Below are 12,974 nucleotides of genomic sequence, written 5' to 3'. Positions count from 1 at the left end.
GCGACCCACAATTTCCACATGGAAAATTTTAAGGCTGTATTGTAATCGCTTCTTTGTGCACCTGCACAAAATTTAGGCATTTTTTATTTATATAACAGATATAAGCAAACATGCATATTCTTGCAAAATGTAACTAAAAATAGCTATTTATCATCTATAAATGCTAATTTATCGCAGCCTTCTGCACTTCAGTAACTGCTGCACCGAACGTAACTGCACATCGATGCACGCCGCGCGTGGCCGAAGATGTGCAATTTTCCGCTGCTGCGGCGGAATGTATCCGTGCACCCAAACTGTCTGCAAGCCTTCTTTTTTAGCGGCACGCAAGTTATCAATACTGTCTTCAACCAGAAGACATTGTGATGCGCGCAGGCGTTTTTTTGCCAGAAATTTACGCAAAAACGGGCGTGACGGTTTAGGTTGCAGCTTGCCATGGACACGCATCTCCTCCACAGGAATATGCTGCATAAACTGTCGGTGCAGATTCAGATGCATTAGCACCCGGCGGGAATAATGCGCAGGCGCATTCGTCAGCAAAATTTTCTTACCGGGCAGCGTACGCAAACAACGGGCAAGGCCACGCTGAGAACGGATCATGGATGGCAAATCATGAAAAGTATGCGCATGCTGTAAAAACTCTTCTGCCTGTACGCCATGATGCCTGACCAGCCCCATCATCGTTACGCCGTAGCGCAAGTAATAATCCAGCCGCAATGCGTTAACCGTCGCCTCATCCGCCGGTTTGCCAGCATCACCCAACAAACGGGCGATGTAGGCATTCATGTTCAGATTAATTTGCGGGAAAATCGCATGCGAGGCATTGTGAAGGGTGTTGTCCAGATCAAATAGCCAGACCCGCTGTGAGGCACGCCGCCTCATACCAGCCGCAAATTCAGATACAAAAGGGTCATCCGGATTAATGACTGCGGATCATAGTACCGAAAGCCTGTTCAGTCAGCACTTCCAATAACAACGAGTGCTCAATGCGGCCATCAATGATATGGACCGTATTTACCCCGGATTTGGCCGCATCCAGCGCCGACGAAATCTTCGGCAGCATACCGCCGGAAATGGTGCCATCCGCAAACATCTCATCAATCTCACGCGCCGACAAATCAGTGACCAGATTACCTTGCTTATCCAACACGCCAGGAATATTAGTCATCATGATCAGCTTTTCTGCTTTCAGAATTTCAGCAATCTTTCCCGCCACCAGATCAGCGTTGATATTGTATGCCTGACCATCATCACCGAAACCGATAGGAGAAATAATCGGAATGAAAGCGTCGTCCTGCAAGGCTTTCACAACGGCAGGATTGATTGCATCAATTTCACCAACAAAACCGATATCCAACATTTCTCCCGGATTTTCTCTATCCGGCATCATCATTTTGCGGGCACGGATCAAGCCACCGTCTTTACCAGTCAGACCAACAGCCTGACCGCCGTAGTGATTAATCAGCATCACGATATCTTGCTGAACTTCACCACCGAGCACCCACTCAACGACTTCCATCGTTTCATCATCGGTAATACGCATGCCCTGTATAAAAGTGCCCTGCTTACCCATTTTTTTCAGTGCGTTATCGATTTGCGGGCCGCCACCATGCACCACCACAGGATTCATGCCGACCAGCTTCAGTAAAATCACATCACGTGCAAAACCATGTTTCAGGCGCTCTTCTGTCATCGCATTACCGCCGTATTTAACGACAATGGTTTTCCCATGAAACTTCCGGATATAAGGCAAGGCTTCGGCCAGAATTTCGGCTTTAATCACTGGCTCGACACCGGCTAATTTATCTTCTGCTTCTGCTGCTGGGTTTGCGTTCAAATCGCTCATAATGACGGTATCCTGAAGATCATGAAAGGTTTATTCGGTTATCCTGGATTTTACAGGATTATGCAGGTGAATCGATGGCCAATTCACCCCGAGCGCATGACTTTAGCAGCGGATCAATTAATAAAAGGAAATCAACATGAGCATTTGCCAGCGTTGTCATACAGAATTCACCTGCGCAATGGCTGACAATACCGGGCAGAAGTGTTGGTGCACCGCCCTGCCTCCGGTTGATTTCTCTTGTTTTCCAGCTGGAAAAATCCCTGCCAATGCCAGTTGTTTGTGTCCGGCCTGTCTGCCGCAATGGAAAGCGGAAATTGCAGCAGGAAAAAACAAGCTTGAATGAATTCAGTTACCATACGCGCTCGAGTAATCAGCCTTCCTGATAGGAATACTGCAATGTCTAACGATACCCCCATCGCTTACAAAGCGGTCAATATCCCGGTCTCGCAACGCATCCGTGAACGGATACAGGCGAGCAAAACACGCTTCCATGCCAACGATAACATCGCCCGCTTTATTGAGCCTGGTGAGCTTGCGGAATTGCAGGCGGAAGTCGAAGAAAAAATGCGCGCGGTATTGCAGAGCCTGGTGATTGATACTGAAAGCGATCACAATACTCAGGATACCGGACGCCGCGTCGCTAAAATGTTCATCAATGAAGTGTTTGGCGGTCGTTACGTACCCATGCCTTCGGTGACTGAATTTCCAAATGCGTCACATTTGAATGAATTGATGATCATCGGTCCGATTACCGTTCGCAGCGCATGCTCGCATCATCTGTGTCCGATCATGGGGAAAGTCTGGATTGGTGTGATGCCGAATGAGCATTCCAATCTGATCGGTTTATCCAAGTATGCGCGGATTGCGGAATGGATCATGAGTCGCCCGCAAATACAGGAAGAAGCGGTTGTACAACTGGCAGACGCTCTGCAAGAAAAAATGCAACCGGATGGCCTCGCCGTCGTCATGGAAGCCGATCATTTTTGCATGCACTGGCGCGGTGTAAAAGACACCGAAGCAAAAATGATTAACAGCGTCATGCACGGATCGTTCCTGAAAGATCCGAATCTGCGCCGCGAATTTTTATCCCTCATTAAACGTTAATCCAGACAGGAAAGATCATGTTAGTCCGCCTGCTATATGCCAGCCGTGCCGTTGATGAAAAAACTTGCGATACCGTCCAATTGATTATGCAGCAATCACGTCTGCATAATCCGGCGAATGGCATCACCGGTGTGCTGTGCCATACTGACCAAGTGTTCATGCAAGTACTGGAAGGCGGACGCGAGGCAGTCAACAGCTTGTATGCGCATATCTTGCGCGATCCCCGCCACAAAGATGTGATGCTGCTTGATTATGAAGAAATCACAGAGCGTCGCTATGCGGGCTGGACTATGGGACAGGCCAACATGAGCAAAATTAACCCATCTATTCTGCTGAAATATTCACCGTTGCCGGTGTTAGATCCACATGGGATGTCCGGGAAAATGCTGCTGTCGCTGATAGATGAATTAATGGCGACCGCATCGATCGTCGGGCGCACCTGACATCAGCACAGTAAACCTCTGCAAATAAATAAAGGAAAGCCGGTAAACACTGGAACACGCAGTGCTTACCGACTTTTTTTATTTGTCAGTTGCTGCTAATGCCACCGGCATTAACAACCGCTTCCGGTACCGGCGCATCAATCGCAGCGCAGACGCCGCGCAATAAATCAGCGACCGGCGCTTCGATATGAACGTCCGGCGCTCGCGCTGCAGCAGCCAGCATTGCGCGTATCAGGAAGGGTTTGGCGAGTGGAGCCAGTTGATGTATTTTTTCCAGTGCCTGCCTGACGTCGAAAAAATCGGAAGAGGCCGTTGCCATCAAATCTGCAGAACTGAATTCCAGCTCAGGCAAAATGGCAGCAGCGCGCATAAACGCGGCCTCTGCGATATTTTGCTGAGTATGGCTGTGCGCCACCAGAGATAATAGTAAACAGACCTCTGACCGCAACGCTGCAACGTTGGCGTAGCGCACGGGAACCGAACGCCCGGCCTGCGGCCCAAGGCGGCGCTCTAACACAGCCAGCACAACAAATTCTGCCTGTGTCATACGCTGATCAGCGGCAATCAACTTAGCTGCCAATGACAATAACTGCGCTCTTTCCGGCGTTGTCAGCAGTTTTAAGGCCGGCATCGCCAAATCCAGTAAAGGCAAGCGAACGCCGTTTTTCATCGCTTCGATTTCAAGCAGATATTGTTGCGCCAGGTTTGCCTGAGAATTCGCTACCTGACGGATCAGATTCTGTTGCACAACGAAGGCCTCCGACTGATTACGATCCAGCAGCATTGCATAGACGAGGGCACAGGCAAATTGCGTATCACGCGCAGCTTGCAACAGCACAGGACTGAAGCTCATCTTACGCCGTTCGTCAGTCTGTACAGCAACGCTGCCCGGTTGCTGAGTGCCACTCATATTTACCGCTGAGCGCGGCGGAATCGCCGCCTGCCGCACCGCCTCGACGTTGCGTGCACCAAAACCATAAACACCCTCTGGTAACTCTTTCTGCGCAGCAGTGTCCTCTGACATCACGCTGGCATCAAGAAATGCCACATTTCTGCCATAAACACGTTTTAAACGCTCTTCCAGAGGGGGATGCGTTGCAAACAAACCGGATAATAATTGCGGCCGGGCGGCGCCAAGAAATAAATGCGACAGTTGTTCCGCGTGCGGGTTATCAATGCGCGAACCACAATGATTGACTGCAGTCAGCCCACCGATCTTACGCAAGGCGCCGCCTATCCCGTCGGGATTGCGCGTGAATTGCACTGCACTTGCATCGGCCAGAAACTCACGCTGACGCGATACCGCAGACTTAATCAGGCGACCAAAAAAAATACCGACGTAACCGATCACAAACAGTGCAGCGCCAACCGCCAGCATAATGATTTGCAACGGTGGCCCCTTATCGTCACGACTGCGGGAACTGCCAAAACGTGCGCCCCAGTAGAGTAATTCCTGTCCCAGGCCAGCGATCATCTGTATGCCAAATAAGATCCCGATCAGCTTGATATTCATACGCATATCGCCATTCAGAATATGGCTGAATTCATGCCCTATCACGCCTTGTAACTCATCTCTGCTGAGTCGGGATAAGGTGCCCTGCGTCACAGCAACAACCGCTTCATTCTGGTGATAGCCAGCGGCAAACGCGTTGATCGCGTCTTCGTTGTCCAGAATGTACACACGCGGGCAAGCGATGCCTGATGCCAATGCCATCTCTTCAACGATGTTCAGCAAGCGACGCTCACGTACATCGGTCGACGATGGCATCACCAATCTGCCGCCAGCCATTTTTGCAACCGCATCGCCGCCGTCGCGCAGGCGCCAGGTTTCAAACAAAGTTCCCCCAGCGATAAACAGCAAGGTCACAAAGGTGTTGACGAGAAAAAATCCACGTGGATATGCAGGAGCGACCGAGCCGTGCGCTCCGCCAAAACCCCATGACCAGATCAGCGCCAGACTGACATTAACAGTAATGACGATGGCAATCACCGCCAGCAGAAACAGAAACAATAATTTTCTGGTCTGGCGGTGCGCCTGATCCTGCTGCTCAAAAAAATCCATATCCGTTGCGAGCCGGGCGATATGAAATTAAAAAGAAACTTTGACCGCTTTACGCTCTTCGGCGGATTCCGTCGCCTGCAATAATTCACCGGCTTTGAAGCCGAATGAATTCGCAATCACTGAACCGGGAAACTGCTCTATGCCGGTGTTGTATTGCATGACACTATCGTTGTACGCCTGACGGGCAAACGCGATTTTATTTTCTGTGCTGGTCAGCTCTTCGGTCAGTTGTATCATGTTCTCATTCGCTTTGAGGTCAGGATAGGCTTCAGACAGGGCAAACATTTTCCCGAGCGAGGCAGTCAGCGTCCCTTCCGCTGCAGCAAGTTGCTGTACCGATGCAGCGTCTGACGGATCCACCACCGCTTTACTATTTGCAGTCACCGCCTGGTTCCGCGCAACAATCACGGCTTCCAGAGTTTCCCGCTCATGCTTCATATAGCCTTTAGCGACTTCAACCAGATTCGGGATCAGATCGTAGCGGCGCTTCAGTTGTACATCGATCTGTGCAAACGCATTCTTAAAGCGATTACGCAAGCTGACCAGGCGGTTATACACACCGATCACCCAGAATACGATAACCGCAATAATGACCAGCAGAACGAGTAAAGCAATCATAATTTCTCCGGATAAAAATAAAAAACCAGCGAAAATTCGCCGGCTTGTTTCACTTAATTACTTGATTCAGTTTTGTCCGTCTTATTCGGCTGAACAGTCATCGCCTTAAGCTCTTCTTCGCTGATGTATTCCAGCACCTTCACGACTTTACGGACGCCGCCAACACTGGCCGCAACCTCTGCCGCCTGATTACCTTCGCGCTGCGTCACTCGACCCAGCAGATACACCACGCTACCTTCGGTAACAACCTTAAATGCATTGGCATACAAATCTTTAGTATCCACCAACGATGCTTTTACTTTGGTCGTAATCAGCGCATCGTTTGAACGTGCGGAAAAATTGGAAATACCGGAGATCTGAATTTCATTCATCACCGACAGCACACCTTCGACTCCGCGCAACTCGCGCTCGGCTGCAGCTTTGGTTTGCTCATCGGCGACTTCACCCGTCAGCAACACACGGCGATTAAAAGCGTTCACATTCACATGCGCAGTATCTCCCAGAGATCTGGCAAGACGAGTTTCACCTTTGATGACGATCGCTTTATCTTCAGTCTGTGCACCGAATGTCCGGCGATCACTTGCGGCAAAAGTCCCCATCACCGCGCTGCCAACAACCAGTTCTACGCATCCCTGCAGGCTCATCGCGGCTGCACAGCACAGACTGACAGTGGCAAGAGTACGGCTCAATCCATTCCAGTTTTTTTTAATCATCTGCATCACCTCCAAATAGCGCGGCATCAATACCATCGCAAATACAATGTATCGTTAACAAATGCACTTCCTGAATTCGCGCAGTACGATCATGCGGAACACAGATATGTACATCCGCTTCGCTTAACAACTTCCTAATTTCACCACCACCTTTTCCGGTAAAGGCAACGATACGCATATCACGCTCAAGAGCAGCATTGATTGCATTCACCACACTGGTTGAATTACCGGAAGTCGAAATCGCCAGCAAAATATCACCGGACTGACCAAACGCCTGCACCTGCTTCGAAAATACTTCCTGAAAGCTGTAATCATTCGCAACTGCAGTCATGATAGAGGTATCTGTCGTCAGCGCCATCGCCGGTAAAGGCAAGCGTTCACGTTCAAATCGCCCAACCAACTCGGCCGCAAAATGCTGACAATCTGCAGCCGAACCGCCATTGCCACATGCCAGGATTTTGTTACCGTTAGACAGTGCCAGAAACATGAGTTCCACGGCCTGTGAAATAGGCACGGCCAGTTCGTTGGCAGCCTGGATTTTTAATTCAGCACTTTCTTGAAAGTGCGCCAAGATACGTTGGTTTAGTTGGTTTGTCATAGTGTGTCAGATTATAAGGCAGGGACTAGCCTAGAATTACGTTTTGTAACCAATGGATTTTACCCGCATCAATCGCAACAACATCGAAACGACATGCAGGTTGCCCGCTCTGTTGAAGCAAAAAAACCTGGGCAGCATGCCACATTTTCTTTTGCTTGGCAGGAGTCACGCTGGCAAGCGCTCCCCCAAATTGTATGGAGCTGCGCGTTCTTACTTCAATAAATACCAGGCTATCGCCATCGCGCATAATGAGATCAATCTCGCCGCCTTTGCACAAAAAATTTTTTTGTATCAAACGCAGACCGGCTTGCTCCAGATAGTGCAGCGCTTGTAACTCCCCTTCATCGCCTGTACGGCGGCGACTGGTACGTTTGTCTTCGTTTGCATCTGACAGCGTCGGCGCACGTCTCATTGTCGTACAATCTGGTTTTGATTAAATTGGAATGAACAGGTATGAATAGCACAGAATCCACACTGTTCACGAGCAATACCATTATTGAAGCCGTCACCCGACAACAATATCCGGCTGGCACATTATATGTAGTCGCGACACCGATTGGAAATATCGCCGATATTTCTTTACGAGCCTTGCATCTGCTTTCTCTGATCGATGCGGTTGCCTGCGAAGACACCCGGAATACGGCACAATTATTTTCGCGCTATGGTATCAATAAACCACTGATCGCAGCACATCAGCATAACGAACGGGAAGTTGCAGAAAAAATTCTGACGCGCCTGCGAGCGGGCGAACGTATTGCGCTGGTGTCTGACGCCGGTACGCCGGGGATTTCTGATCCTGGCGCAAAAATCGTTGAAGTGTTGAAGCAATCCGGCGTTCATGTGACTCCCTTACCTGGCGCATCGGCTGCCATCAGTGCGTTATCTGCCAGCGGGCTATTGCACGAGCGCTTTTACTTTGTCGGCTTTTTACCGGCAAAAGCAGGGCAACGCGACAGCATGCTGCACAAGCTTGAAAGCACAGATGCAACGCTGATTTTTTACGAAGCACCGCACCGTATTACCGATACGGTTCAGGCGATGCTCACGGTGTTTGGCGGTGAGAGACAGATCGTGCTGGCACGTGAACTCACCAAACTATTTGAAGAAATTCACCGCTGTGCACTCAGTGATGCACCAGCGTGGCTGAGTGCCGATAGCCACCGCGAAAAAGGCGAGTATGTGATTCTGGTCGATGCCAAGCCGGTCGCGGAAAGCAACGACGATAGCGAAGCGCGCCGCGTGCTCAGTATTTTGCTGGAAGAGTGTTCAGTCAAACAGGCTGCAGGATTAGCTGCGCAACTGACCGGTCTGAAAAAAAATGCGCTGTATCAGCTTGCGCTGGAAATGAAAGCCGCAGACTAACGCTGCACAACCAGCGGGCGTCCGACACCCAAATCGCCCGCTTGCGCAATCGCCGACATTGCCTCGGAACGGCTGCTGAAAGGACCGCTGACGAGGCGATACAAACTGCCTTGCTGCACGATATCAAAACCCGGCAAGCGGTTCTCAATGCGATTTTTCAGATGGGCCATGATGGATTCGGCATTTGAACGGATTGCGTAAGCGCCGAATTGCAGGTAATAACCGCCACTCGCCTGCACAGGCGGGGTCAGTTTTTCTACTGGGCGATTATCCTGCGCAGCAAGCAATTCCTCCATCGTTATTTGATTGTTTGCCTGTACTGAAACTGCCTGTACCACGGCAGCAGGTCTGGCGACATTGTCATTACTTGCAGTAGCCACTGTCGTCTGTGGCTGATTTTTACGATTCTCCGCCATACGCTCGATGTCTGCTGGAAGTAAACGCTCAACTTCAATCTGGCTGCTTCCTTTACCGAGAATATCGAGTTTCAGTGCCGCCGTGTACGACAAATCAACGATGCGGCTTGAATGAAATGGCCCACGATCATTAATGCGCACAATAATCTGCTTACCATTCGACAGGTTGGTTACTCTGGCATACGATGGAATAGGTAAAGTAGGATGTGCAGCCGTAATTTTGTACATATCGTACAGCTCGCCGGACGAGGTTTTCTGTCCGTGAAATTTTTTACCGTACCAGCTGCCAACACCGCGCTGCACATAGGGCGTAGTCGTGTCGGTAATCGGTGTGTAGGTCTTGCCAAAAACTACGTAGGGTCGGTTAGCGCCCCTCGCAAAATCTTCAACGACAGGAATCGGATCGACCGTAAACTCCAATCCTTCCGGTGGATTATCGCCAGGGCCATCATCTTTGTAATATCCACCTTTACCTGAGTTGGCTTTTGGCAGAGCGGGCGCGGTCATCGTAGCAGATTTAGTGCTTGATGCAGGGCGGGGATGATCTGCAATGATGATGGGCTGCTTAGGTGCAATGCCGCAAGCGGCTAATAATACAGATGACGCTGACGCCAGCAGCAAGGCCGGTCGTCTGAAATTGACTGTCTGAGAAAAGAAAATTTTCATGTCTGCACCAGCTTACGATTACGCTGCACACTCATCATAATTCCTGCCGCCATTCCCAAGGTCACCAACGCGGTACCACCGTAACTGAGGAAAGGTAATGGAACGCCGACCACCGGTAAAATACCACTTACCATGCCCATATTCACGAACGCATAAGTAAAGAATATCATAGACACAGAACCGGCCAGCAAACGGGAAAACATCGTGGGTGCATTCGCGGCGATCATCAGACAGCGAACGATTAGTAAAAAATACAAGGTCACCAGAACCGCATTACCGATAAAGCCGAATTCTTCTGAAAAAACGGCAAAGATAAAATCCGTCGTACGTTCAGGAATAAATTCCAGATGTGCTTGCGTTCCTTTGAGCAAGCCTTTGCCGGTCAAGCCTCCGGAGCCCACCGCAATCGTCGATTGAATAATATGAAAGCCCTTACCTAAAGGATCGCGCGTTGGATCCAGCATCGTCAGCACCCGGTCTTTCTGATAATCATGCAGCAGGTATGGCCAGATCACTGTCGGCGTCACCACGGCGATAAATGCGACGATCGATAATAAAACTTTCCAAGAGAGCCCAGCCAGAAAGATCACGGTGAATCCAGCCGCCACCACTAATAAGGCTGTGCCCAAATCTGGCTGTCTGGCAATCAACCCTACTGGTACACCGAGTATCACTGTCGCGATGACAAAATCCTTGAAATGTAATGCGCCTTCTTTTTTCTGAAAATACCAGGCCAGCATCAACGGCGTCGCAATTTTCATCATTTCCGAAGGCTGAATCACAATGCCGACATTGATCCATCGGCGCGAACCTTTTTTCACCATCCCGAATACGGCAACGGCGATCAGTAAGGCGACACCGAATGTGTAAATCGGAATGGCGAACCGCATCAGCGTGCGTGGTGGAATATTCGCCACTATCCACATAATGACAAATGACACGACGATATTACGCAACTGATCTTCAAGCCTGCCAGGGAAATCAATCCCTGCAGAATACAGCGTCACCACACCGCAAGATAAAATCAGAAAAATGATGATGGCCAACGGCGCATCAAACACCATGATGCGAGAACGTAAGGAACGCCAGTAGACACCGAAATTATGCATGATCAGTCCTTATTCCCAGTTGTTTCGCCACCGGGTTTCGGGCCCGGGGCTGGCTCAGGTGGATTTTTTACTTCAGCATCAGAGCGGTACAGAGTCATGTCACTTTGCGCCTTTGGCACCGGTGCAGGAAGTTCTTTGTTTTCCTTAACCTCAGGGCGTTTTCCCAGTAAATAATAATCCAACGCCTTACGTACGATAGGTGCGGCCGCCTCCGAGCCGAAACCACCATTCTCTACGATAATTGCCAATGCAATTTTAGGTTGATCGGCGGGCGCGAATGCGGTGTACAAAGAGTGATCCAGATGTCTGACCGCCATCCGCTTAGCATCGTACTTTTCATTTTTCTTGATACTGATGACCTGCGCTGTTCCGGTTTTACCGCCAGAGACATATTCTGCGTTCGCAAACACGCGCGCGGAAGTTCCCTCTTTCACTACCCCCACCATCGCATTCTTAATAAAATCGATGTTTTCCTGCTTCAATGGAATACGGAAACTCTCTTTGGGTACCGTCAGGGTACGGGCGCGGGTTTGAGGATCTTCCGTCATCTTTACCAGATGCGGCTTCATCACAACACCGTTATTGGCCAGCGTTGCAATTGCATGTGCCATCTGTAAAGGCGTAAAAGTATTTTGCCCTTGTCCTATGCCCAGTGAAATCGTGTCACCCGGTATCCAGCGTTGTTGTGCAGGCTTTTTAAACGCAGTACGTTTCCATGCAGTCGACGGCAGCAAACCGGTACGCTCATGTTCAAGATCAATACCCGTTTTTTGTCCGAAACCAAAAGGCTTCATAAAATCGTGCATCGCATCGACACCCATGTCATTGGCCAACATGTAGTAATACGTATCACACGATTGCACGATCGATCGGTACATATCCACCATGCCGTGACCACCGGGTTTATCGTCTTTAAAAATGTGATTACCAAACGCAAAAAAACCGGGATCAGCAATCGCTTGCGTTGCAGTCCGTTTGCCCAGTTCCAATGCCGCCAGCGCCATAAACGGTTTATAGGTCGAGCCGGGCGGATAGGCTCCGGTCAGTGGCCGATTTAACAGCGGCTTGTCTTCCGACGTATTGAGCTCGTTCCAACTTTGCTGGTCGATTCCCTCGACAAATAAATTCGGATCGTAGGTCGGTTTGGACACGAATGCCAATACATCACCGGTCGCCGGTTCAATCGCGACCAGCGCACCACGACGATCACCAAATGCTTCTTCAATGACTTTCTGCAGTTCAATATCGACCGACAAAATCAGGTTCTTACCAGACGTCGGTGGCGTGCGCGATAAAGTGCGCACAGCACGGCCACCGGCGGACACTTCCACCTCTTCAAACCCGGTACTTCCATGCAAAATCTTTTCGTAGCTTTTTTCCAGACCTTCCTTACCGATGTAGTCCGTCCCGTTGTAATTCGCACTGTCTTCCATGTCATCGATGATTTCAGCATCTTTTGTGCTGATACGACCAATGTAGCCAATCACATGCGAAGCCACATCGCCCTGAGGATATTGGCGGAATAAGCGAGCTTGTATATCGACCCCGGGAAAGCGAAAGCGTTGTGCAGTAAACCGGGCAACTTCTTCATCGGTTAAACGGGTACGGATGGGAACACTTTCAAAGCTCTTGGAATCTTCCAGCAATTTGCGGAAACGCTTGCGATGCTTAGGTTGAATATCGACTAAATCCGCCAACTCATCGATCAGCACGTCCATATCCTGATTGATCTTGGACGCAGTAATCTCCAGCGTATAAGCTGAATAATTTCTGGCGAGAATGACGCCATTCCTGTCCAGAATCAGGCCACGGTTAGGCACCACCGGAACAACATCAATGCGGTTTTCATCCGCCAGTAAAACGTAATCGTCATGCTTGACGATCTGTAGCCAGACAAAACGTGTGACCAACGCAGAAAAACAGGCGAGCACAAATATGCCGAGGAAAATCAGCCGCAGGCGAAAAAGATAAAGCTCGCGCTCGGTGTTCTTTAGTTCAGTCATGATTTCTTCAATTTACTCAGCAGCATGCGGCACACTG

The 12,974-nt window shown here is 49.9% G+C and carries 14 protein-coding genes; 4 read left to right on the top strand and 10 right to left on the bottom strand.

Going from position 1 to position 12,974, the window contains the following annotated elements; all coding sequences use genetic code 11:
• Positions 1 to 168 precede the first annotated feature (168 nt).
• A complete protein-coding gene (locus tag KDM87_RS15860) occupies positions 169 to 879 on the bottom strand; it encodes a pyrimidine 5'-nucleotidase (protein ID WP_212680103.1) in 711 nt (236 codons plus the stop codon).
• A gap of 37 nt (positions 880 to 916) precedes the next feature.
• Positions 917 to 1,843, bottom strand: coding sequence for an acetylglutamate kinase (gene argB, locus KDM87_RS15855; RefSeq protein ID WP_223827036.1), 927 nt, complete (start codon positions 1,841 to 1,843; stop codon positions 917 to 919).
• A gap of 136 nt (positions 1,844 to 1,979) precedes the next feature.
• Between argB and KDM87_RS15850 the strand changes: the two genes are divergently transcribed.
• The 3 genes from KDM87_RS15850 to KDM87_RS15840 are packed head-to-tail and all read left to right on the top strand — an operon-like array spanning position 1,980 to position 3,390.
• Positions 1,980 to 2,186, top strand: coding sequence for a cysteine-rich CWC family protein (locus tag KDM87_RS15850; RefSeq protein ID WP_212680101.1), 207 nt, complete (start codon positions 1,980 to 1,982; stop codon positions 2,184 to 2,186).
• A 53-nt stretch (positions 2,187 to 2,239) separates the two neighbouring features.
• Positions 2,240 to 2,947: a GTP cyclohydrolase I gene (gene folE / locus KDM87_RS15845; protein WP_212680099.1), complete on the top strand. Its 708-nt coding sequence runs from the start codon at positions 2,240 to 2,242 to the stop codon at positions 2,945 to 2,947.
• Positions 2,948 to 2,964: 17 nt separating this feature from the next.
• Positions 2,965 to 3,390, top strand: a complete 426-nt coding sequence (locus KDM87_RS15840) for a BLUF domain-containing protein (RefSeq protein ID WP_212680097.1) — start codon at positions 2,965 to 2,967, stop codon at positions 3,388 to 3,390.
• Between the two features lie 85 nt (positions 3,391 to 3,475).
• On the opposite strand, the gene KDM87_RS15835 is transcribed toward KDM87_RS15840, so the two are convergent.
• The 5 genes from KDM87_RS15835 to KDM87_RS15815 are packed head-to-tail and all read right to left on the bottom strand — an operon-like array spanning position 3,476 to position 7,793.
• Complete coding sequence (locus KDM87_RS15835) at positions 3,476 to 5,452, bottom strand: M48 family metallopeptidase (RefSeq protein ID WP_212680095.1); 1,977 nt, start codon at positions 5,450 to 5,452, stop codon at positions 3,476 to 3,478.
• Between the two features lie 27 nt (positions 5,453 to 5,479).
• Complete coding sequence (locus tag KDM87_RS15830) at positions 5,480 to 6,070, bottom strand: LemA family protein (RefSeq protein WP_212680093.1); 591 nt, start codon at positions 6,068 to 6,070, stop codon at positions 5,480 to 5,482.
• 53 nt (positions 6,071 to 6,123) lie between these two features.
• On the bottom strand, positions 6,124 to 6,789 hold the full coding sequence (locus tag KDM87_RS15825; RefSeq protein ID WP_230407835.1) for a BON domain-containing protein: 666 nt from the start codon (positions 6,787 to 6,789) through the stop codon (positions 6,124 to 6,126).
• Positions 6,776 to 7,381 (bottom strand): phosphoheptose isomerase, encoded by a 606-nt coding sequence (locus tag KDM87_RS15820; RefSeq protein WP_212680089.1) that lies wholly within the window; start codon positions 7,379 to 7,381, stop codon positions 6,776 to 6,778. The genes KDM87_RS15825 and KDM87_RS15820 overlap by 14 nt, the downstream gene beginning before the upstream one ends.
• A 25-nt stretch (positions 7,382 to 7,406) precedes the next feature.
• Positions 7,407 to 7,793, bottom strand: a complete 387-nt coding sequence (locus KDM87_RS15815; RefSeq protein ID WP_212680087.1) for a YraN family protein — start codon at positions 7,791 to 7,793, stop codon at positions 7,407 to 7,409.
• 41 nt (positions 7,794 to 7,834) lie between these two features.
• On the opposite strand from KDM87_RS15815, the gene rsmI reads away from it, so the two are divergent.
• Positions 7,835 to 8,743: a 16S rRNA (cytidine(1402)-2'-O)-methyltransferase gene (gene rsmI / locus KDM87_RS15810; RefSeq protein WP_212680085.1), complete on the top strand. Its 909-nt coding sequence runs from the start codon at positions 7,835 to 7,837 to the stop codon at positions 8,741 to 8,743.
• Here the strand turns inward: rsmI and KDM87_RS15805 are convergent.
• The 3 genes from KDM87_RS15805 to mrdA are packed head-to-tail and all read right to left on the bottom strand — an operon-like array spanning position 8,740 to position 12,937.
• Positions 8,740 to 9,825 carry a septal ring lytic transglycosylase RlpA family protein gene (locus tag KDM87_RS15805; protein WP_212680083.1) on the bottom strand — a complete coding sequence of 362 codons (1,086 nt, stop codon included), beginning with the start codon at positions 9,823 to 9,825 and terminating at the stop codon, positions 8,740 to 8,742. The genes rsmI and KDM87_RS15805 overlap by 4 nt on opposite strands.
• On the bottom strand, positions 9,822 to 10,934 hold the full coding sequence (gene rodA, locus KDM87_RS15800) for a rod shape-determining protein RodA (RefSeq protein ID WP_212680081.1): 1,113 nt from the start codon (positions 10,932 to 10,934) through the stop codon (positions 9,822 to 9,824). Before rodA ends, KDM87_RS15805 begins: the two co-directional genes overlap by 4 nt.
• A 2-nt stretch (positions 10,935 to 10,936) precedes the next feature.
• The gene (gene mrdA / locus KDM87_RS15795) at positions 10,937 to 12,937 is read right to left on the bottom strand and encodes a penicillin-binding protein 2 (RefSeq protein WP_212680079.1); all 2,001 of its coding nucleotides are present in this window, start codon (positions 12,935 to 12,937) and stop codon (positions 10,937 to 10,939) included.
• Positions 12,938 to 12,974: the final 37 nt, after the last annotated feature.

The sequence above is a fragment of the Cognatundibacterium rivi genome, assembly GCF_018139565.1.
In the GTDB taxonomy this organism is placed as follows: Bacteria; Pseudomonadota; Gammaproteobacteria; order Burkholderiales; family Burkholderiaceae_D; genus Undibacterium; species Undibacterium rivi.
This window is presented reverse-complemented; position numbering and strand designations above follow the sequence as displayed.